The sequence below is a fragment of the Pseudomonas sp. P179 genome (assembly GCF_000478485.2).
GTDB lineage: Bacteria > Pseudomonadota > Gammaproteobacteria > Pseudomonadales > Pseudomonadaceae > Pseudomonas > Pseudomonas aeruginosa.
On sequence record NZ_KI517354.1, the window covers coordinates 4,697,287 to 4,718,312 of the forward strand.

The following is a 21,026-nucleotide window of genomic DNA, read 5'->3' on the forward strand; positions in this document are numbered from 1 at the left end:
CCGAATTCATCGTTGCTGGTGACCTTCAGGCGCTTGGTCAGGTCGCCTTCGCCCTGGGCGATGTCCTGCATGGCGCGGCCCATGTCGGTGAGCGGTTGCATCAGTACGCGGATCAGCATGCCGAGGAGAAGCATGATGCCGACCACCGCGATTAGCGTGGCGACGATCGCCGAAGTGCGGAATTCGCTGAGCATCGAATAGGCGGTGTCGCGGTCGAGGACCAGGGCGACGTACCAGGTCACGCCGGGCAGTCCCTTCACCGGGGTGAAGGAAACGAACTGGCTGCGACCGTCGAGTTCCACCTCGTGGACCCCGGGGACGATGTTCGGTGCGCCTTTGGGATAGGCTTCGGCGAGGGTCTTCAGGACCAGCCCGGAGTCGGGGTGGAGGAGGATCTTGCCGGCGTCGCTGACCAGGAAGGCGTAGCCGGCACCGTCGAACTTCAGGGAATTGAGGATCGCGGTCAGGGTCTCCAGCTTCATGTCGCCGGCGGCGACGCCCAGCAGTTGACCGGCGTGCCGCACCGGCAGCGACATGGCGAGGATCTGCTCGCCGGTGCCGGCATCGACGAAAGGTTCGGTGACGATCAGCCGGTCGGCCGCCAGCGCGTCCTTGTACCAGGCGCGGGTACGTGGGTCGTAACCTTCCGGCATGGCGTCGTAGGGGCGCATGGTGAAGGTGCCGCTGGCCGCCTCGCCAAGATAGACCGACGCGAAATTGCGGCTGAAGACGGGCTGTTCCAGTTGCCTTGCGATATTCGCCTCGTCGGGCTGGTCGAGCAGCGCCAGTTGCGAGGCCAGGCCTTCCACCAGGTGCATGCGGCCTTCCAGCCAGCTCTGGATGTTGCTGGCGGTCAGGGTGCCGATTTCCCCGAGGTAGTTTTCCGTGTCCGTGCGCACGGCCTCGCGCTGTCGGTAATCGTTGTAGAGGATGAAGCAGCTGAAGGCGAAAACTACCACCAGCGCGGCGGCGAGAAGGATTTTCTTGGCAAACGACAGCGAGCGAAGCATGAGCGATGCGTCCTGGCAAAAGCCTCAAGAAGGGCGGGGAGCCCAGGCCACCAGGTAGGGAGCTTGCGGGGGAAAGCCATGATCCAGCGCCTGAACGGCAGGCTTTGTAGCACAGTGCCATTACAAAGGCAAAATAGTGGCGCCATGAAAATGGCGCCACTATGGGAAGCGACCGGGAAAGCGCTCGCGTCAGTTCGCTGTCGGAGCCAGCCCGCCGACTTTTTCGCCGACTCCGTCGAAGAAGGCTTTCAGCCCGCCGACGATACCACTGTCCGTGGGACTCAATACGGCAATCAGAGCCACCGCGATCAAACCTGCGATAACCGCGTATTCGATGGCATTTGCCCCTTCTTCGTCCGCCAGGAATGCGCGAAGTTTGCAATACACGAGCAGAGTCAGGTTCTTCATTCTTGTTTGCTCCTCGAACGCGGCAATCACCGAGACAGAGCCCTGCCTCCACGCTGAGGCTAGGCCGATGATGGCGTTTTGCAACAACTAAATGGCATTAGTAGGAGTGGATTAGTCGCAAGGTTATATGGCGAGTTACAAGGCTTGGACTACATCTAATGACAAATTGACATTGATTATCCCAAGTCTAGTTTCAGGCCTATCGCCGCATGGTCGAAGTTATGAACTTTGGTTCTTGAATAACGACTGTCGCCAGTCGATAACCCAATGTACCTGCCATGGAAAGCCAGTCCCGGAGTATGGCCATGACACGGACAGCAAGACGCCACTTTTTCTTTTTCGTTCATCGGCGATCGCCGGTGATTTTCCATTCATCGACCTGTCCGGACGCATAGCAGGGGTCTGCCCATGAATAGCAAGGTGCTGATGGCCCTGGCCGGCCTGCTGCTGCTCGGTGCGGTGTTGCTCGGATACCTCGGCGTATCCATCGGCCGCACGCCATCGAACGCGCACGCTCCATCCGTGGCGCCGGCTTCGGCGACGGTGGACGCTTCGCTGGAAAAGCTCGAACGCAAGCCGGTGCTGGTGGCCAGTCGCGATCTCCCGGCGCTGGCGGTGATCGGCAAGGACGACCTGAGCGTCGAGCTGTTGCGGACCGCACCGGTCGGTAGCTACGACAGGCCCGAGGCGTTGCTCGGCAAGCGGGTCTGGGTCGCGGTGCCGGCCGGCAGCATTCTTTCCGCCGCGACTCTCGAACCCGGCGGTCCGCTGGCCCGGACCATCCGTCCGGACGAGCGGGCGATGGCGATCGCTGTGGACGAAGTGGTCGGCGGCGGCGGCTTCGTCCTGCCCGGCGACTATGTCGACGTGATGCTCTTCGTGCGTGACGAGCGGGACGGCGAATCGACCCCGCTGGCGCAACTGGTGTTGCCCGGCGTCCGGGTACTGACCTACGGCGAGCGGATCGCCGTGGGCAGCGATGGACAGGACCGCTCGAACCAGGAAAAGGACCCGCGTCCGCCGCGTACCGCGGTGCTGGCGGTACCGGAGGACGGCGTGGCGCGGCTGATGCTGGCGAGCCAGGCCGGTTCGCTGCGCCTGGCCATCCGCAGCAAGGACGAAGAACTCTACCGCAGGGAGCAGGAAGGCGCGCTGCTGCAAGCGTCGCTGGGCGCGCCGAGCGCGGCGCTGAGTCTCGACCAACTGCTGGAGCGCCGCAAACCGACGGCGCCGAGCGTGCGCAGCGCGGCTCCGCGCGTGCCGGTGGCCAACGGGGTCACGGTCTACCGTGGCAGCGCCATGACCCATGAAGTGCCTTGAGGGGAGCCGGCATATGCATCGGAGCACCGGGATAGGCGTGTCGCGCTGGCTGGGAGGGCTGCTGGGGGTGGCGTTGGCGCTGCCGGCACTGGCTTTGCCGCAGGGCTGCATCGAGTTGCTGGCGCAGGCGCCGCGGGTCGACGTCGTCCAGGGACAACAGCGTGACCTGCGCCTGGCGGTGCCGATCGAACGGCTGGCCATCGGCGATCCGAAGATCGCCGACGTACAGTTGCTGGATCGTCGCGGCTTCCTGGTCACCGGCAAGGAACAGGGCTCCACCAGCCTGCTGATCTGGACCGGCTGCAGTCCCGAGCCGTTGCGCAGCCTGGTGGAGGTCGAGGGACGCGGTAGCGTCGATACCCGCGGTGCTCCAGCGTTCACCGCCGGCGCCGCAGAGGAGCTGCCGAACCAGGTGCAGACCGATATCCGCTTCGTCGAGGTCAGCCGCAGCAAGCTGAAGCAGGCCAGCACCTCGTTCGTCCGCCGCGGCGGCAACCTCTGGGTGCTCGGTGCGCCGGGCAGCCTCGGCGACATCAAGGTCAATGCCGACGGCAGCGGCCTGGGCGGCACCTTCGGCACCGGCAGCTCGGGATTCAACCTGATCTTCGGCGGCGGCAAGTGGTTGAGCTTCATGAATGCCCTGGAGGGCAGCGGCTTCGCCTATACCCTGGCGCGCCCGAGCCTGGTGGCGATGAGCGGGCAGAGCGCGTCGTTCCTCGCCGGCGGCGAGTTTCCGATCCCGGTGCCGAACGGCACCAACGACAACGTCACCATCGAATACAAGGAGTTTGGCATCCGCCTGACCCTCACCCCGACGGTGATGAACAACCGCCGCATTGCTCTCAAGGTGGCGCCGGAGGTCAGCGAACTGGACTACAGCGCCGGCATCCAGAGCGGCGGGGTGGCGGTGCCGGCACTGCGCGTCCGGCGCACCGACACCAGCGTGATGCTGGCCGACGGCGAGAGCTTCGTGATCAGCGGGCTGACCAGCAGCAACTCGGTGAGCAACGTCGACAAGTTTCCCTGGCTGGGCGACATCCCGATCCTCGGTGCGTTCTTCCGCTCGACCAAGCTGGACAAGGACGACCGCGAGCTGCTGATGATCGTCACCCCGCACCTGGTCCAGCCGCTGGCCGCCGACGCACAGTTGCCGGACCTGCCCGGCGAGGGCCTGCGGCACTACGATCCGGGGTTCTCGCGCCTGTACTTCCTCGAGCGCGGCGAGTACGACGGCCAGCAGAACGACACCGGTCTGTCGGATTAGGAGGCGCGCATGAACCAGAACTTCGTGGCGCTGACCCAGCATCCCGGCGAACTCGACTGGTTGCAGAACAGCCTGGCGTCCGCCGGCCAGGTGGTTCCGGCAGGCAGCGCCAGCCTGGAGGAGTTGCTGGCGCTGCTCGACGTTACCGCCGCCGGGGTGCTGTTCATCAGCCTCGGCAAAAGCAACCTGGTGTCCCAGGGCGCGCTGGTCGAGGGATTGGTATCGGCGCGGCCGATGCTCTCGGTGGTGGCCATCGGCGACGGCCTGGACAACCAGTTGGTGCTGGCGGCGATGCGCGCCGGCGCGCGCGACTTCATCACCTACGGCGCCCGCGCCAGCGAGCTGACCGGGCTGATCCGGCGCCTCGGCGGACGCCTGCCCAGCGTGCCGGTGAGCGCGGCGCGCCAGGGCGAGCTGCTGACCCTGGTCAGCGCCCGACCGGACGCCGACGGCGCCTTCGTCGCCTTGCACCTGGCCAAGGCGTTGCAGGAGCAGACGCCGAACCAGGTCCTGCTGCTGGACGTCGGCCAGCCCACCGGCGAGGCGCTGGCGATCCTCGGCCTGGACTCGGCCTTCACCTTCAGCGATGCCTTGCGCAACCTGCGGCGCCTCGACCAGACCCTGATCGACAGCGCCTTCACCCGCCTCGACAGCGGCCTGCGGATACTCAGCCTGACCGACGAGCCCGGCGTGCTGGAGCGAGTCACCACCGCCGAACTCTATCTGTTGCTGGGCAACCTGCGCGGGGCGTTCAGCCATGTGGTGGTCAACCTCACCGGGCTGCCCGAGGGCGAGCTGAGCAACCAGTTGCTGGTGCAGGCCAACCGCGTGCTGTGGATGGTCGACCAGAGCGTGCCGTCCTGCAAGAAGGGCCTGGAGCGCCTGCGCCGCCTGCGCGAGCGCAACCTGCCGTTGCCCTCCATCGAGTTGCTGATCGAGCGCTACCTGCCCAATGTGGCGCCGGACCAGCAGGCCCTAAGCCGGATGTTCGACCTCGATCTGTTCGGTGTCCTGCCGTTGTCCCCGGAATCGCGCCTGCGCGCGAAGAACCTCGGCAAGAGCCTGTTCGAGGTGGCGCCGCGCGACCCATTGGCGGCCAAGCTGCGGCAACTGGCGGACAGCCTGTGCGTGACACGCGGCGAGCGCCGTTCGCTGCTTTCCTGGCTCGGCCGGGCCAAGGCGGCGCTGCTATGAGCACGGGATTCGGCACGCGTCCTGACGGCGGTGCCTTCCACTCCCGCCAGGAGCAGGACATCCAGGCGCTGAAGCTGCGCCTGCACCGCTACATCATCGACGAGATCGACGAAGACGGCATGAACCTGCTGGAGGGCGCGCGCTCCGCCGTGGTCCAGTACGTCTCGGAAAAGGTCTGCGAATACGGCTCGCGCCATCAACTGGCGATCTCCCGCTACGAACTGGACCGCCTGGCCGAAGAGGTGGTCGACGAACTCACCGGCTTCGGCCCGCTGGAGATCCTCCTGCGCGATCCCGGCGTCTCGGAAATCCTCGTCAACGGGCCGGGCCGGGTGTTCGTCGAGCGGGAAGGGCGGCTCTACCAGAGCGACCTGCGCTTCATCGACGACCACCATGTGCTGCGGGTGATCCAGCGTATCCTCGCGCCCCTCGGCCGACGCCTGGACGAGTCCAGCCCGATGGTCGACGCGCGCCTGCCGGACGGCAGCCGGGTCAACGCGATCATTCCCCCGGTGGCGCTGGACGGGCCGTGCATCTCGATCCGCAAGTTCAGCCAGGAGCTGCTGCGCAGTGCCGACCTGCTGGCCTACCAGAGCGTCGACGAAGCCTTGCTCGAGTTCCTCCGCCAGGCGGTCTCGCGCCGCTGCAACATCCTCATCAGTGGCGGCACCGGCACCGGCAAGACCACCTTGCTCAACGTCATCAGCGGCTTCATCGACGAACGCGAGCGGATCGTCACCATCGAGGACACCGCCGAGCTGCAACTCGGCCACGACCACGTGGTGCGCCTGGAGACCCGTCCGCCGAACGCCGAGGGCTACGGCGAGGTGACCGCCCGCGACCTGATCCGCAACGCCCTGCGGATGCGCCCGGACCGGATCATCCTCGGCGAGATCCGCGGCGTCGAGGTACTCGACGTGCTGCAGGCGATGAACACCGGCCACGACGGCTCGATGAGCACGGTGCACGCCAACTCGGCGATGGATTCGCTGCTGCGCATGGAGATGCTGGTCGGCCTGACCGGCAACAGGCTGCCGGAGCAGACCTTGCGCCTGATGATCTGCGCCGCGCTGGACGTGGTGGTGCAGATCACCCGCCTGGCCAGCGGTCGGCGTTGCATCAGCGAAGTGCTGGAGGTGCTGGAGGTGCGCGACGGCGTGTACGTCACCAATACCCTGTTCAGTCTCGACCGGCGCGGTAGCGGGCAGTTCGTCCGCCAGGCCGCGCCGGTCGGGCAGAAATTCCGCCAGGCGCTGCTGTGAACGGCGCGCAACTGCTGGTGCTGTTCAGCGGCGTGCTGGCTTTCGCCGCGCTGGCCCTGGCGTTCATGGGCTGGCGCGCCGGGCGCAACGAACTGGTGGTTGAACGGCTGCTGGGACGCCAGGAGGCGGTCGCGGTGCGGCCGCGCAGCAGTCACTGGCTGGCTCGCCAGATGCGTCGCGCCGGTATCCAGCGCCCGCGCCCGTGGTTGTTCGGGGCGGCAGTGCTCGCGCTGCTGCTGGTCTGGAGCGGATTGGGCCTGTTCGGCACCATCGGCGCGCTAGGCGGCCTGCTACTGGCGGCGCTGTCCTGCCGCGTCGCCCTGGGCATGCTCTACCAGCGCCGCCTGAAGCGAATGATCCGGCAGATGCCGCGTTTCCTCGACCAGGTGGTGCGCAGCCTGCACGCCGGGCGCACGCTGGGCGACGCGCTGATGCAGGCAGTGGAGAATGCCGAGGAGCCGCTGCGCGACATCTTCACCCTGGCGCGCAACCACGTGCTTCTCGGCATCCACCTGCCGGAGGCGTTGCAGGAAGTCGCCGAACTCTACGAGGTTGAGGAGCTGCGCATCCTCGCCCTGGGCGTCTCGGTCAACCACCGTTATGGCGGCAATACCAGCGACCTGCTGGACAGCATCGTCAAGCTCATCCACGAGCGCGAGAAGCTCAGCCGGCAGTTGCACGCGATGACCGGCGAGACACGGATCAGCGCCTATGTCCTGGCCGGCGTGCCGAGCGCCCTGGGCGGCTACATCCTGGCGAGCAACCCGGGCTATCTGCTGAACATGTGGGCCGACGGCACCGGGCGTTTCCTGCTGCTGGCCTCGCTCGGGCTGCAACTGCTCGGCTGCTATGCGCTGTGGCGCATGCTCAAGAGCGTCTAGGAGGTGGCCATGCAGGCACAGTGGCTGATTTTCGCGGCGCTCCTGATGGCGGTCGGCGGTGCCTTGTTGCTGTTGCTCCAGGCGCGCAACGGCAGCCGCGAGCAGCGCCTGATCGAGAGGCGCCTGGGAGCGCTGGCCAACCCTGGCGGCTCGACCAGGTGGCTGGCCGGCATGACCGAGCGGATGGACGACAGCTTCTGGGTGCGGCGCCTGCAACTGATGGACAGCGAGGCCCGCCAGTTGCTGCAACAGGCCGGCTGGCACGAGAGTCGCTACCGGACCCTGTACCTGATCTCGGTGTTCCTCACGCCGCTGCTGTTCGTTCTCCTGGTCTTGCTGGTCAAGCTGCTGCGCGCCGAGAGCGAGGCGTCCTACGCGGTGCCGCTGCTGTTCGCCGCCGGCATCGGTTTCCTCCTGCCCAAGCAGGTGCTCAAGCACTTCGCCAAGGCGCGCCGGGCGCTGATCGCCGACGAGATGATCCTGTTCGTGCAACTGATCCGCATCCTCTTCGACGCCGGCCTGACCGTGGAGCAGACGCTGCGCGTGGTCTGCCTGGAAGGCCGCGGGATCACCCCGCAACTGGCCCGCGAGCTGGACCTGGCGCTGACCCGTGCCGACAACGGCATCGACCTGGCGGAAGAGCTGGAGGCGCTTGCCCGGCGCCTGCAGGTGGACCCGCTGAACGACTGCTGCGGCGTGCTACGGCAGATGTTGCGCCAGGGCGGCAGTGCGCGCAGCACCCTGCTGACGCTCAAGCAACTGTTCGAAGACCGGCGCCTGACCACCTTGCAGGAACGCATCGGCAAGCTGTCGGCGAAGATGAGCCTGGTGATGATGGTGCTGCTGTTCCCGGCGCTGCTGATCGTCCTCGCCGGTCCGGGCGTCATCGCGATCACCAAGGCCTTGGGAGGACTGGGATGAAAGCACTGATCGGCATCGGCCTGTGCGCCGCCCTGCTCGGCGGTTGCGCCGCGCTGCCGGGGCGGGACGGCCCACGGGAGTGTTCGCAGCAGCTCGGCCAGGAGCAGGAACTGCAGATGAACATGGTCCGCGACATGATCCGCGAGGGCCGCCTGCATGCGGCCCTGGCCAACCTGGAAAGCATGCCGCCGGGGTTGCTCGACGTGCGCGAGGAAAGGGCGCTGATCCTGCGCCGGATCGGCGACCCGCGGGCCAGGGCCGAGTACCAGGCCCTGCTGGAAACCTGCAAGGCACCCGAGGCGCACCACGGCCTCGGCCTGCTCGCCCTGCGCAATGGCGACAGCGCCCGGGCGGTCCTCGAGCTGCGCGAGGCGGCGCGCCTGCGGCCGACCGAGAGCCGCTTCCGCAACGACCTGGGGGTCGCCCTGCTCAAGCGCGGCGACCGTGTCGGCGCGCGCTTCGAATTCATCACTGCGCTGGAGTTGCAGCAGGGTGGCAAGCTGCCGGCGACCAACCTGCTCGGCCTGCTGTACCTGCAAGGCGACCGGGAAGATGCGCAGCGCCTGATCGAGCGTTTGCAGCTGGATGCCCGGGACATCCGCGCGGCCGAGGCGCGGGCGCGCAGCTGGGGTGCCGTACCGACACCCGGCGCGGCGCCGGCAAGCGACGACCCGCTGGCGGAACTGCCGGCGGAGGCGAATATGCATACCGCGATGGCCAACGAGGCGCCCTGAGCCGGCGCCGGAGAGGTGAACCATGCACGAGCGAATCCTGTTCGGCGTCTTGCTGCTCCTGTCCGGCACGGCCTGGGCCGCGGACACGCCGGCGGTCCGTCCTGCCGCGCCAGCGACGGCCGAACCGCAGACCGCCACCCGCGCCTGGCTGGCCATCCAGGCGAGCGGCCGGGCCGCCAGCCCGGTTCGGCAAAGCGCGACCGCCGCCGAGCGCCAGCGTGCCTACCAGCGCTACCTGAAAAGCTATGAGCACGAGATTCCCGAGTACCTGCTGGAAGATCGCGGCTTCGGCGAGAGCAAGAACTGACGGTTCCTGGCGGAGGGGCAGGGCATGAACGGATGGCCTGCAAGACAGCGCGGGGCGATCGGCATCCTGGCGGCGACCACCCTGCTGCTGGCCTTGATCTGCCTGTTGCTGGTGGTGGATACCGGGCGGCTCTACCTGGAGCAGCGCAACCTGCAGCGAGTGGCGGACGTGGCGGCGCTGGAGAGTGCCTCCCAGGGAGCCTTGTGCGGCGACCAGAGTTCTGCCCAGGCGACGTCTTTCGCCAAGGCCAGCGCGATGCTCAACGGGTTCGATGCGGACGCCGCCGGCTCCAGCCTGTCGGCGGAAGTCGGCGGCGTGCTGAGTGCCGGCGGCCTGCGCAGTTTCATAGCCAGCGCGTCGAACGCGGCTGCCGCCAACGAGGCGGTGCATGTCGAGGTGACCAAGAGCGTTCCCGGCAGCCTGGTCGCCAACCTCGGGGGACTGTTCGGCGGCGGCAATGCCAACGTCGATCTCCGCGCAGAGGCCGTGGCGCGACGCCTGCCGAACGCCACGATTTCCGCAGGCACGGGGCTGGCGAGCGTGAACAGTGGCCAATCGGCGTTGCTCAACCCCATCCTGAGCGGATTGCTGGGCACCCACATCGATCTCTCGGCGGCGGCCTACAACGGTATCGCCGACGCGAAGCTCAGTGTGCTGGACATTCTCGGCGCGGATGGAATGGGCTTGATCGGGGTCGATACCAGCCTGGGGACCATCGAACAGTTGTTGAATACCAACGTCGGCTTGCAGCAGGTACTCGCCGCCAGCGTGAACGTCCTGGCGAAGAACGGCGTAGCCTCGGTCGAGGCCCTGAGAGCGCAATTGGTGGGGGTAAAGTCGGCCACGTTGAAACTGGGAGACTTGCTGGGGCTGAGCGCCGGCGAGGTGAACAGCATGTCGCAGCTGGATACGGCGATCAATGCGCTGGATCTCATCATGGCGGTTGCCCAGGTCGCCAACAAGAATTCCGCGGTCGCCGTGAACCTGGGCATCCCCGGATTGGCCAATGCACGGCTCACGGTCGTAGAGCCGAAGAGGATCGTCTCCGGGCCGCCAGGGCAGGATGAGAGCGGTGCCTGGCGCACGGAGGTGCGCCAGTCCCAGGTACGACTTACGGCGGACATCGATTCCGGGTTCCTGTCCATTCTCGCCACCACGAAACTGCAACTGGCCATCGAAGGCGCGTCGGGAGCCGTCTGGCTGAAAAGCATGGCCTGTACCCGCCCGGATACCGCGTTGGACTTCGGTTGGAGAAGCAGCGGAGCGACGATAAAGATCGGCAGTCCGGCCAACATCGATCAGGTCGGCTCGATTCTGGTGCTTGGCGGCTTGGTGCGATTGGATCTCAAGCTCGATACCTCGATCGCCGGCAGCTCGGGCGATACGCGATTCAACGTGAAAGCCGACGGTTCCGATCTCGTCCAGAGCCGCAGGTTGCCGGAAAGCGGCTTTCTCGCCAGTACCCTGAAAACCAGCATCAACGTCAATCCCGTGGTGCTCGGACTGTGCTTGCCTTTGCTGTGCGGCTCGACGGCGCTCACCGACCTCATCGTGAATTCCGTGGTGGCACCTCTGGTCGATGGGCTGCTGACGCCGATCCTGAATCTGGTCCTGCCCTTGCTGGGGGTACAACTTGGATACATCGACGCGGAGATTCTGAAGGTCGATGTCGGCAGGGCGGAACTGCTGATCTAGCAGGCCCGCCGGGCCATCGCGCCTGTCAGTGCACCACCGCTCCGCTGCCCTGCTGCATCGCCGCAGGCGACAGGGCCAGCGCCAACTGGGTGCGGTTGTGCATATGCATCAGGCGCAGCACCTGGGAGACGTACAGCTTCACGGTGTTCTCGGTGATGCCCAGTTCGTAGGCGATCTGGTAGTTGGTCAGGCCCTTGCTCACCAGCCGCGCCACCGCCTGCTGGCGGGGCGACAGCTTGCCGAACAGCGGATTGCTCGGGGACACCTGGCTTTCCGCGACCGACGCCGGCGGCGCGGACGGCTGGCTGTCTTCGCTCTTGAGGGCACTCGGCTGGCTGTTGCCGTGTACCTCGTACTTGATCTTGTGGATGTCGCGGTAGATCGAGTTCAGCGATTCGGCGAGGTATTCCAGGCGCTGGTTGACGTGGCTCAGGCTCAACTGGCTGCGGACGCGCTCGTGCAGGCGGTTCTCCAGGCGTTCGAGGCCATGCAGCAGTTCCTGCGGCGCCACCGGTTTCTGGTAGTAGTCGGCGGCGCCGACCCGCATGGCCTCGATCACTTCCTGGCGGCCATCGTGACCGGTGAGGATGATCGATTCGAAGAACCTGCCGTTGCCGGCGACTTCCTTGAGGCTCTCGATCAGGCGGATACCGTTGTCCTGCCCCAGGTAGAGGTCGCAGATGACCAGGCCGATGTTCGGGTCGGCCTGGAAGCTGGCGATCGCCGACTCCCGGTGGGTGCTGGTTACGCAACGGTAGCCACTGTTTTCCAGCAGTTCGCGGAGTTCCGAGGTCACCTGGGGTTCATCATCGATGATCAAGACGCTGAAATGCCGCGAGGCCGGTTTGTCCATGGTCATACGCTCCATTTGCTTATTTTGTTTTTAACAGGGGACGTGCATTGGAATGCAGCCATACCGAATGGTATTAGCCATAAGCATATAGTCGCTAAGTGAGGTCTTCCGCAAGTTTACTCAGATAATTTTACTGATAATCAAATGTGCCAAAAGGCCGGCGCTCATGGCGAATATAAAAGGGAATGACTTTTTTTTTGACGGTGCCCTTCGAAGGCGAACTTCTTCATTCATTGCGGACTTTTCTACCGAACGTTTGAATAACTTTACGAGGATGAATAGCGCGATGCACAGCAGGCAGCCGAAGGCCAGGCTATAGAGCACCGTAAGTGGGTCGCTGGCCAGCCCCAGTGCGGCCAGGTACTTGACGTCGGCAGCGCCGAGCCTGCCGAGAAGGTAGCCGGGAAGGCTGAGGCAGACGCCTATAAAAAGTGCGGTCATTGCCATATTAACCGTAGCGCCGGTCAGGCTTGACTCTTTCACATATAAATAAACAAAGGAAATAAGAAATCCGCCCAGGATAAGCCAGTTGGAGACGCGCAAACGTTTGATGTCCTGATATCCGCAAACGCTTGCCCACAAGGCCAGTGCTAATTGCTCCATCCTGTTCTTCAGCCTTTTTTCGACATCTGGATTAATACCTTTTCAGTAACGTTGGCGGAGCGAATGACGACTAGTATTAAGGATGCGGATCGGGGATGTCAGCTCATGCTCGGAAAAGCTTCCCGGCGACGCCAGCACGGCGCCGTCGCCATCGAATTCACAGCGATCTTCCTGCTGTTTTTCGCGCTGGTCTACGGTCTGATCAGCTACAGCATTCCTTTGCTCATGTTGCAGTCGTTCAACGATGCCGCTGCCGTGGGGGCCCGTGCGGCGATCGCTGTCGATCCCTCCGATGCGGGCTACGAGAGCCTCGCCGAAGCCCGTGCCAGGGACGAGTTGCTCGCGCGCCTGGACTGGATGCCGGCGGCCTGGCGGGCGAACCTCCAGCCCTGTGCCGGCAATGGCCAGTACGCCGACTACGTCAGCGCCACGTCGCGGATCGAGGTCTGCGTGCAGTACCCGTACGGCGATCCGGGCAAGGCGATCATCCCCGTGCTGAGCTTCCCCGGCATCGGCGCGATTCCCAACCTGCCGCAGACGCTGAAGGCGAGTGCCAACCTGTTGCTGTGAGGTGGTCGCATGTTCGAATTTTCCCGCTCGTCGTCCGCCGAGGCCGAGAGGCCGGAACCCTTTTCGCAGGAAGGCCCCGCCCTCTGGAGCGCTTCGCTGAGGAGTTGGGACCTGTGTTTCGAGATGGACGAACAGGACCGCGTGATCCGGGTCGGCGGGCGGCAGGCGTATCGTCTGCAGTGCGCCCATGGGCTTGGCGAACAGCCGCGGCCTTTCGCCGAGTATCTGGAGCGGCGCGCCCCCGGTGCGCCGACGCTGGCCGGCCTGCGCCGGGGCGAGCGTCTCGACCTGACGCTGCGCAGCGATGCCGCCGCGCCATTGACCTGTCGTTTCCAGCCGATGCAGCCGCTCGACGGCCTGGGACGCTCGCTGCTGCTGGGCATGGACATCTCCGACCTCAACTGGCAGTCCGACAACCAGCAGCACCAGTTGCAGAGCCTGAGCCTAGGCAAGCTGATCCTTTCGCGTCTGCGCCATGTCTCCCACGGACACCTGGCGGAGGCGGTCCAGGAGATTCTCGAATCGCTCTCCGGCGCGTTCCAGATGCAGGCTATCGCCCTGCTGCTGGGCGACGGCAAGGGTTTCTGCACGGTCTTCGCCAGTCATGTGCGGCCTGGCAGCGACAGTTTGCTGCGACCGACCCTGCAACTCGCCGACGACGACCTGCGCGAAGGGGCGGGCGCGCGCTTGCTACGCCGTGGCGAAGGCGCCTCGACGCTGCTCCGGCAGATCGGCGAGGACGCGCTCTACCTGGTGCCGGCGGCGATGCGCGGTGGCCGCCTGGGGGCATTGCTGGTCCGGCCGATGTCGCTGGAGCAGCTCGCCCAGGGGCCCGCGCCGCAGGACTGGCAATACCTCGCGGAACTGCTGGCGAACCAGGTGGCGGACCGCTGCGAACTCCACGAGCAGCACGACAGTTCGCGCAAGCTGGGGCTGTTGCAGGAGATGATCGGCGGCGGCTGGTGGCGTTACTGGGCGGAGCAGGAACTCTTCGAACTGGCGCCGGCCTTGCACGACAGCCTGGGGTTGACCGGCGAGTATCGTCGGGTGCCGTTGGAACACCTGCAGGGCCTGCTGCAACCGGCGGACGCCGACGAGCTCGGCCTGCGCCTGCGTGCCAGCCTGCGCAGCGGCCAGGCGCTGGCCCAGGACCTTTGCCTGCGTCAGCCGGATAGCCGCGGCGAGCGCCGCTGGCTGCGCATCGAGGGCCGGCCGCTGGGACGCGGCAGTGCCCTGGGGCTGTCCGGCGTGCTGCTCGACATCAGCGAAGGCCGGCGCCAGGAGGAACGGGCACAGGCGGCCCACGCGCGGTTGCGCAGCCTGATCGACAGTGCGCCGGTGGTGATCTATGTCCAGCGGGTCGAGCAGGGGCACCTGGTGCCGGAGTTCTACAGCGAAAGCGCGAGCAACCTGCTCGGCCTCGACCTGCAGGGACAGAGTTGGCAGGCGCTCGCCGAGCGGGTGCATCCGGATGATCTGGAGGCCTTTTTCGCCCGCGGCCGCGAGCTGCTTCGCGAAGGCCGGGTGAAGACCCGCTATCGCCTCGCCGATGGCCAGGGCAACTGGCACTGGCTCTACGACGAAGCCAAGCTGCTGCGCGATGCCCAGGGCCTGCCCAGCGAGGCGGTGGGCCTGTGGCTGGACGTGACCGAGCAGCACCTGGCGGCACAGCGTATCGCCGAGAGCGAGGAACGCTACCGGGTCCTGGTGGAGGATTCGCCGGCGCTGATCTGTCGCTATACCGCCGACCTGGTGCTGACCTACGTGAACCGGACCTTCGCCGATAGCCTCGCGACCAGCCCGGAGCGCCTGGTCGGTCGCCGGCTCGACGAGTGGCTGGCGGCGGAAGACGCCAGCGCCTTGCGCGCGCGTCTGCTGGGTTCGCCGCGGGAGGGCGCCAGCGAGGTGCCGGAACTGCGCTTCAACCTGCCGGGGCAACGTTTTCTCTGGCTGGTGTGGGCCGAGCGACCGTTGTTCGACGCCCGGGGCGAATTGTGCGAGGTACAGGCGGTGGGACGCGACAACACGCCGGTGCGTCGGGCCCAGCAGCAACTGGCGCAAGGCGCCAAGATGGCCAGCCTGGGGGAGATGGTCAGCGGCCTCGCCCACGAGGTGAAGCAGCCGCTGCACGTGCTGCGCATGACCCTCTTCAACATGCGCCAGCGGATGAACAGCGTCGGCCTCGACGGCGACTACCTGGGCGAGAAACTGGAGCGCATGGATGCCCAGGTCCTGCGCGTCGACCGCCTGGTCAGCCACCTCGGCGTGTTCAGCCGCAAGTCGGCGCTGGAGGCGCTGCCGTTCGACCCCTATACCGCCTTCGAAGGCGCCCTGGGCCTGCTCGGCGAGGGGCTGCGTCAGCACGCCATCGAGGTGGAGTGCCCGGCGCCGACGCAGCGGATGGTGGTACGAGGGCAGGCGGACCAGCTGGAACAGGTGATCATCAACCTGCTCGCCAACGCCCGCGATGCCCTGCTCGGCAATCTTGGCCTGGCCAGCCGGCGCATTCGCCTGGAGCAGGTGGCCTGCCGCGAACCGGGCTGGGTCGAATTGCACGTGCACGACAACGGCGGCGGGATCGAACCGCTCCTGCTGGAGCGGATATTCGAACCCTTCTTCACCACCAAGGTGGAGGGCAAGGGTACCGGCCTGGGTCTCTCGGTCAGCCACGATCTGGTGCGCAACATGGGCGGTAGCCTGACGGCGGCCAACCAGGGGGAGGGCGCGTTGTTCGTGGTTCGCTTGCCGCTGGCGGCGCTGCCCGCCGAGGCGGGCGGATGACGTCGGTGGGAGCGCGGCAAAAAAACGCCTGCGGACAAGCAGGCGTTTTTTTCAACCGGCGAGGCGGCTCAGATGAATTGCGAGGCCAGCCAGAACAGGCCGGCGGACAGCGCCATCGAAGTCGGCAGGGTGAGCACCCAGGCCATCAGGATGTTGCGCACGGTGCCGCCGTGCAGGCCGCTTTTGTTCGCCACCATGGTCCCGGCCACGCCGGAGGACAGTACATGGGTGGTGGACACCGGCAAGCTGTAGATGTTGGCCATGCCGATGGCGGCGGCGGCGGTGATCTGCGCGCTCATGCCCTGGGCGTAGGTCATGCCCTGCTTGCCGATCTTCTCGCCGACGGTGAGCACTACGCGCTTCCAGCCGACCATGGTGCCGATGCCGAGAGCCAGGGCCACCGCGATGATGACCCAGAACGGCGCGTATTCGGTGGTCGCGGTCAGGTCCTTGCGTAGCTTCTCGAGGTCGGCCTTCTCCCGCGCCGGCAGGTCGGACAGCTTGCCGACCTTCTTCGCGGTGTCGTCCAGGCACAGCAGGTAGCGACGCACCTGCACGCGCTCGTCGGCGTCCAGGTCGTTGTAGCTGGGCACGCCGCGCAGGTCGCGGAGCAGCGCGTTGATGGTCGGCTCGGTCTGTTTCGGATCGCAGCGGTAGAACTGCGGCATCTCGCTGCCATTGCTCTTGCCCAGGGCCAGCATGTCGCCGAGGGTATCGGTGTGGCGCTGGTAGAACTGACTGAGGTGCAGGGCGGCGTCGCGGGTGCGCTCGATCTGGTAGGTGGTGCTGTTCAGGTCGAGGACGAACTTGGCCGGGACGATGCCGATCAGTACCAGCATGATCAGGCCGATACCCTTCTGGCCGTCGTTGGAGCCATGGACGAAGCTTACCGCCATGGCGGAAAGCACCAGCACCAGGCGGTTCCAGAACGGCGGGTGCTTCTTCTCGTCGAGTTCGCGACGGGTTTCCGGGGTCTTGTGCATCTTCGACAGCGGACGCCACCACTTCAGTCCGAGCAGGACCAGCGCGGCGACCATGAAGCCGGCCAGCGGCGAGAAGATCAGCGACAGGCCGATGTCGATCGCCTTCTGCCAGTTGATCCCTTCGGCCAGCGGCACGTCGGTGATCAGCGCATTGGCCAGGCCGACACCGAGGATCGAGCCGATCAGGGTGTGCGAGCTGGAGGCCGGGATGCCGAAGTACCAGGTGCCGAGGTTCCAGGCGATGGCGGCGGCGAGCAGGGAGAAGACCATCGCCAGGCCATGGCCGGTGTTCACGTTGATCAGCAGCTCCACCGGCAGCAGGTGAACGATGGCGTAGGCCACGCCGACACCGCCGAGCAGCACGCCGAGGAAGTTGAACACACCGGAGAGCATCACCGCCCGGTAGGGGGACATCGCTTTGGTGTAGATGACGGTGGCCACCGCGTTGGCAGTGTCGTGGAAGCCGTTGATGAACTCGAAGGTGAGGACGAAGGCCAGGGCCAGCACCAGGCTGATACCCACCCAGGCATCGAGCCCGCTGAAAAGATCGAACATGTGAGAAACCGGTCAGAGACGGGGCGGCGATTATGCCAGATGCGTTTTTATCCGTCTGGAACTCCGGAAGGTTGCCATTGTCGCGGGCAACGCCCCGTCGCATCGGGCTTTGCGGGAAAAACGAAACAGATTGAAACGCTTCGTTATCCGTCGCTCTCCTGTCGGTTGGAGGTAAATGGAATGGGGTCCGCTGCTTCCTGCCCGGCCTTGAGACGCTCTTCTTCGATCTTCTGCAGTTCTCTGTCGAACGCCTGCTCCTGAACGGTTGGGCGTTTGCGCCAGGGCTTGCGGTCGGGTTCCGGCTGGGCGGCATAAAGCGTCACTTCGCCGCCGTACACGTCCTTGTAACGCTGTTCCTCGCGCGCCAGCGCGGCACGCAATTCGTCTTTCGTCACGGGTGGTCCTGAGTCCAAAAAGAGCGGGCCCGATAGCGACCAGGCTGGGCGGAAGCGGGGGCCGGCCAGCGCCGGTTGGGAGTCTAGTCGACCGCTACCGGCTGTAAATGGGCGCGGAATTATAACGTGGGCTCCGGGCTTGTCATACGGTGTCGGCCGACGGACGGCAGGACGGAAGTTCTTCGAGCGTCCCCTGGAAATGCGGCGAAGCCCCCATGGATCAAGGCCTGGCCGACGCGTCCGGGGTGTTCTCCGCCTTTCGTCGCGGCCTGCGCTAGTCGAATGCCAGCCATTGGCCATACCACTAAGGAACGATGGCGGCGCTTCCGGGGGCGGGCTACAAACCGGACTACAAGTCAAATAAAGAAGCCCCGCCGTCGCCCGTCCGACCCCAGGGTCATGACGCAACGCCCCGGAGGCCGGAGATTTACTCATGCAGCCCGCTCGTTCCCGCATCCTCTTCGTCTGCCTGTTGCAGAGCCTGGCCCTGGTTCTCCTGCTGGTCGGCGCCCGGCATGGCTGGCTGCCGCTGTACCTGGCCCTGCCGCTCGGCGTGGCGCTGCTCTGGTTGCCCTGGCTGCTTCCCGGCAACCGCACGGCGGTGGCGACCGTCGGCGAGCCCGACATCGCCCGGCTGGCTCGCGACCTGTCCCATAACACCAGCCAGAACGCCTTGTCGGCCGCCGGCGTGGCGTTCTCGGTGAAGCGCCTGGCGGAGAAGCTGCAATCCCAGCTCGACGCCGCCGAACAGATCGTCGGCAGCGCCGAAGTGATGATCCACACCGAGCGCGCCACCTCCAATCTGGCGCGCCAGGCCATGGACGCCGCCACCCGGGCGCGCGCCGGCAGCGACGAAGGCCAGGTGCTGCTGGCCTCGACCATCGAGCGCATGCATCGGCTCAGCGAGCGGATGGGCGCCAGCCGCGAGGCGATCGAGGCGCTGAACCAGCGCAGCGAGGACATCCAGCGGGTCACCCTGGTGATCCAGGGCATCGCCAGCCAGACCAACCTGCTGGCCCTCAACGCGGCCATCGAGGCGGCCCGCGCCGGCGAGCATGGGCGCGGCTTCGCGGTGGTTGCCGAAGAGGTGCGCGGCCTGGCCGGACGTACCGCCGAGGCCACCGAGGAAGTCGGCCAGATGGTCGCCGAGATCCAGCGCCAGACCAGCGAGGTGGTCGAGCAGATCCGCCAGCTTTCCGAAGAGTTGGGGGAAGGGGTCGGCCAGGTCGAGCTGACCGGTCGGCAACTGGAAGGCATTGCCGAACTGGCGGCCGGGGTGGAAAGCCAGATTACCGAGATCGCCCAGGGCGCCGAGATCAACCGCAGCCAACTCGCCAGCCTGTTCGCCGCGGTCGAGCAGGTGCGCGGCGACCTCAGCGCCAGCGAGGAACAGACCCTGCGCCTCGGCGAAGCTGCCAGCCAGTTGGAGAACCAGGCCGAGGTGATCAGCGAGCGCCTCGCCGAGGTCAGCCTGGACGCCTACCACCAGTCGGTCTACGACCTCGCCCGGGAGGGCGCGGCGGCTATCGCCGCTCGCTTCGAGGAGGACGTGCGCAGCGGGCGCATCGACCTCGACGACCTGTTCGACCGCAGCTACCAGCCGTTGCCCAATACCCAGCCGACCAAGTACCGGACCCGCTTCGACAGCTACACCGACCAGGTCCTGCCGGGCATCCAGGAGCAGTTGCTGGAGCGCAACCGCAACCTGGTATTCGCCATCGCCTGTACCCCCGAAGGCTACGTGCCCACCCACAATCGCGCCTTCGCCCATCCGCCCAGCGGCGACCCGCAGACGGACGCGTTGCGCAGCCGCAGCAAGCGCCTGTTCAACGACCGCACCGGGATTCGCTGCGGCAGCCACCAGCAGCCGCTGTTGCTACAGACCTACACCCGTGACACCGGCGAGCTGATGCACGATCTTTCGGTGCCGATCTTCATCCACGGCAAGCACTGGGGCGGCCTGCGCCTCGGCTACCGGCCGGAGGGCGCGGAGCCGGGCAAGGCGGCCGCGCCGGCGGCGCAGGGGCTGAGCCTGGCCTTGAACGGCTAGCCGGCTGTGGCGATCAGGCCGCCGGCCACGGCGCAGGCGAGCACCACTTGCCAGGGCGGCGTCTTCCAGGCGAGCAGGGCCAGCAGGGCGAAGAGCAGCAGGGCGAAGTCGGCCGGGCGCAGGATGCCTTCGGTCCAGAGCGGCTGGTACAGCGCCGCCAGCAGCAGGCCGACCACCGCCGCGTTGACCCCGGCCAGCGTTGCCCGTACCCGGCGTTCGTGGCGCAGGCGTTCCCAGAATGGCAAGGCACCGGCGACCAGCAGGAACGATGGCAGGAAGATCGCCAGCAGGCACAGCAGCGCGCCGCTCCAGCCGTTCGGCGCCGGGCCCGAGGCTGCGCCGAGGAACGCGGCGAAGGTGAAGAGCGGGCCCGGTACCGCCTGGGCGGCCGCGTAGCCGGCGAGGAAGGTATCGCCGTCGACCCAGCCCTTGGGTACCACTTCCGCCTGCAGCAGCGGCAGCACCACATGGCCACCACCGAATACCAGCGAGCCAGCCCGGTAGAACGCATCGAGCAGGCGCAGCCACTGTTCCGGCCAGAGGCGCGCGGCCAGCGGCAGGCAGACCAGCAGCACGGCGAACAAGGTGAGGAACAGCAGCGCGCCGCGGTAGCCGATGGCGATCGGCAGCCGCTCGTGGCCTTCCACTGCTTCCGTTTTCAACAGGGCGCGGCCGGCCAGGCCGGCACCGGCGATCACCGCGACCTGGGTCCAGGCAGTGGGCCAGGCCAGCACGCTCGCGCAGGACAGCGCCATCAGCGTCAGGCGCGGGCGATCCGGGCACAGGCTGCGACCCATGCCCCAGACCGCCTGGGCCACCACCGCCACCGCGGCGATCTTCAGGCCATGCAGCACGCCCTCGGGCAACAGCGCGCCCCAGCGTCCCAGGCCGAGAGCGAAGAGCACCAGCAGCAACGCCGAGGGCAGGGTGAAACCGAGCCAGGCGGCGAGGGCGCCGGGATAGCCGGCGCGGGCCAGGCCGAGGGCCATGCCGACCTGGCTGCTGGCGGGGCCGGGAAGGAACTGGCAGAGGGCGACCAGGTCGGCGTAGCTGCTTTCGCTCAGCCAGCCGCGGCGGCGGACGAACTCGTCGCGGAAATAGCCGAGGTGGGCGATGGGCCCGCCGAAGGCGCTGCAGCCCAGCTTGAGGAAGGCGAGGAACACCGCGAGGGCGGTGTCGGGATGGCGGCTGGCGGTTGGCATGCGAACTCCGGATGGTGGCTGCTGCGAGCATAGCCGCA

18 protein-coding genes and 1 pseudogene are annotated in these 21,026 nt (G+C 66.6%); 12 read left to right on the forward strand and 7 right to left on the reverse strand.

Going from position 1 to position 21,026, the window contains the following annotated elements:
* A pseudogene (gene pctC / locus HMPREF1224_RS33955) lies at positions 1–1,010 on the reverse strand (methyl-accepting chemotaxis protein PctC); the annotation flags it as partial.
* Between the two features lie 189 nt (positions 1,011–1,199).
* Complete coding sequence (gene flp / locus HMPREF1224_RS33960) at positions 1,200–1,418, reverse strand: type 4b pilus Flp major pilin (protein WP_003107380.1); 219 nt, start codon at positions 1,416–1,418, stop codon at positions 1,200–1,202.
* A gap of 408 nt (positions 1,419–1,826) precedes the next feature.
* Here flp and rcpC point away from each other — a divergent pair, with 408 nt between their 5' ends.
* Genes rcpC through tadG form a run of 9 tightly spaced genes read left to right on the forward strand, consistent with a single transcriptional unit; the run spans position 1,827 to position 10,996 of the window.
* Positions 1,827–2,738, forward strand: a complete 912-nt coding sequence (gene rcpC / locus HMPREF1224_RS33965; RefSeq protein WP_010793823.1) for a type 4b pilus Flp biogenesis protein RcpC — start codon at positions 1,827–1,829, stop codon at positions 2,736–2,738.
* A gap of 13 nt (positions 2,739–2,751) precedes the next feature.
* Positions 2,752–4,002 (forward strand): type 4b pilus Flp secretin RcpA, encoded by a 1,251-nt coding sequence (rcpA, locus tag HMPREF1224_RS33970; protein ID WP_003110119.1) that lies wholly within the window; start codon positions 2,752–2,754, stop codon positions 4,000–4,002.
* A 9-nt stretch (positions 4,003–4,011) separates the two neighbouring features.
* On the forward strand, positions 4,012–5,196 hold the full coding sequence (tadZ, locus tag HMPREF1224_RS33975; protein ID WP_003093855.1) for a type 4b pilus Flp biogenesis protein TadZ: 1,185 nt from the start codon (positions 4,012–4,014) through the stop codon (positions 5,194–5,196).
* Positions 5,193–6,458, forward strand: coding sequence for a type 4b pilus Flp biogenesis ATPase TadA (gene tadA / locus HMPREF1224_RS33980; protein ID WP_010793824.1), 1,266 nt, complete (start codon positions 5,193–5,195; stop codon positions 6,456–6,458). The genes tadZ and tadA overlap by 4 nt, the downstream gene beginning before the upstream one ends.
* Complete coding sequence (tadB, locus tag HMPREF1224_RS33985) at positions 6,455–7,339, forward strand: type 4b pilus Flp biogenesis protein TadB (RefSeq protein ID WP_003114981.1); 885 nt, start codon at positions 6,455–6,457, stop codon at positions 7,337–7,339. The genes tadA and tadB overlap by 4 nt, the downstream gene beginning before the upstream one ends.
* A 9-nt stretch (positions 7,340–7,348) precedes the next feature.
* Positions 7,349–8,260 (forward strand): type 4b pilus Flp biogenesis protein TadC, encoded by a 912-nt coding sequence (gene tadC / locus HMPREF1224_RS33990; protein ID WP_003103955.1) that lies wholly within the window; start codon positions 7,349–7,351, stop codon positions 8,258–8,260.
* Positions 8,257–8,994 (forward strand): type 4b pilus Flp biogenesis protein TadD, encoded by a 738-nt coding sequence (gene tadD, locus HMPREF1224_RS33995; protein WP_003114982.1) that lies wholly within the window; start codon positions 8,257–8,259, stop codon positions 8,992–8,994. The genes tadC and tadD overlap by 4 nt, the downstream gene beginning before the upstream one ends.
* Positions 8,995–9,016: 22 nt before the next feature.
* Positions 9,017–9,301 carry a DUF3613 domain-containing protein gene (locus HMPREF1224_RS34000; protein ID WP_003114983.1) on the forward strand — a complete coding sequence of 95 codons (285 nt, stop codon included), beginning with the start codon at positions 9,017–9,019 and terminating at the stop codon, positions 9,299–9,301.
* Between the two features lie 24 nt (positions 9,302–9,325).
* Positions 9,326–10,996 (forward strand): type 4b pilus Flp biogenesis protein TadG, encoded by a 1,671-nt coding sequence (gene tadG, locus HMPREF1224_RS34005; protein WP_003123262.1) that lies wholly within the window; start codon positions 9,326–9,328, stop codon positions 10,994–10,996.
* A 25-nt stretch (positions 10,997–11,021) separates the two neighbouring features.
* Here the strand turns inward: tadG and pprB are convergent, their stop codons facing one another.
* Positions 11,022–11,849 (reverse strand): two-component response regulator PprB, encoded by an 828-nt coding sequence (pprB, locus tag HMPREF1224_RS34010; protein WP_003103959.1) that lies wholly within the window; start codon positions 11,847–11,849, stop codon positions 11,022–11,024.
* A 120-nt stretch (positions 11,850–11,969) separates the two neighbouring features.
* Complete coding sequence (fppA, locus tag HMPREF1224_RS34015) at positions 11,970–12,452, reverse strand: type 4b pilus Flp prepilin peptidase (RefSeq protein WP_010793825.1); 483 nt, start codon at positions 12,450–12,452, stop codon at positions 11,970–11,972.
* 63 nt (positions 12,453–12,515) lie between these two features.
* Here fppA and HMPREF1224_RS34020 point away from each other — a divergent pair, with 63 nt between their 5' ends.
* Positions 12,516–13,022, forward strand: coding sequence for a TadE/TadG family type IV pilus assembly protein (locus tag HMPREF1224_RS34020; RefSeq protein ID WP_003120840.1), 507 nt, complete (start codon positions 12,516–12,518; stop codon positions 13,020–13,022).
* Between the two features lie 9 nt (positions 13,023–13,031).
* Complete coding sequence (gene pprA / locus HMPREF1224_RS34025) at positions 13,032–15,803, forward strand: two-component system sensor histidine kinase PprA (RefSeq protein WP_010793826.1); 2,772 nt, start codon at positions 13,032–13,034, stop codon at positions 15,801–15,803.
* Positions 15,804–15,871: 68 nt separating this feature from the next.
* On the opposite strand, the gene HMPREF1224_RS34030 is transcribed toward pprA, so the two are convergent.
* A complete protein-coding gene (locus HMPREF1224_RS34030; RefSeq protein WP_003093821.1) occupies positions 15,872–17,341 on the reverse strand; it encodes an inorganic phosphate transporter in 1,470 nt (489 codons plus the stop codon).
* A gap of 143 nt (positions 17,342–17,484) precedes the next feature.
* Positions 17,485–17,736: a hypothetical protein gene (locus HMPREF1224_RS45675; protein WP_010793827.1), complete on the reverse strand. Its 252-nt coding sequence runs from the start codon at positions 17,734–17,736 to the stop codon at positions 17,485–17,487.
* 433 nt (positions 17,737–18,169) lie between these two features.
* Between HMPREF1224_RS45675 and HMPREF1224_RS34040 the strand changes: the two genes are divergently transcribed.
* On the forward strand, positions 18,170–19,786 hold the full coding sequence (locus tag HMPREF1224_RS34040) for a methyl-accepting chemotaxis protein (RefSeq protein ID WP_003093807.1): 1,617 nt from the start codon (positions 18,170–18,172) through the stop codon (positions 19,784–19,786).
* Here the strand turns inward: HMPREF1224_RS34040 and chrA are convergent.
* Complete coding sequence (chrA, locus tag HMPREF1224_RS34045; protein WP_010793828.1) at positions 19,783–20,988, reverse strand: chromate efflux transporter; 1,206 nt, start codon at positions 20,986–20,988, stop codon at positions 19,783–19,785. The two genes, HMPREF1224_RS34040 and chrA, sit on opposite strands and share 4 nt — an antisense overlap.
* Positions 20,989–21,026 lie beyond the last annotated feature (38 nt).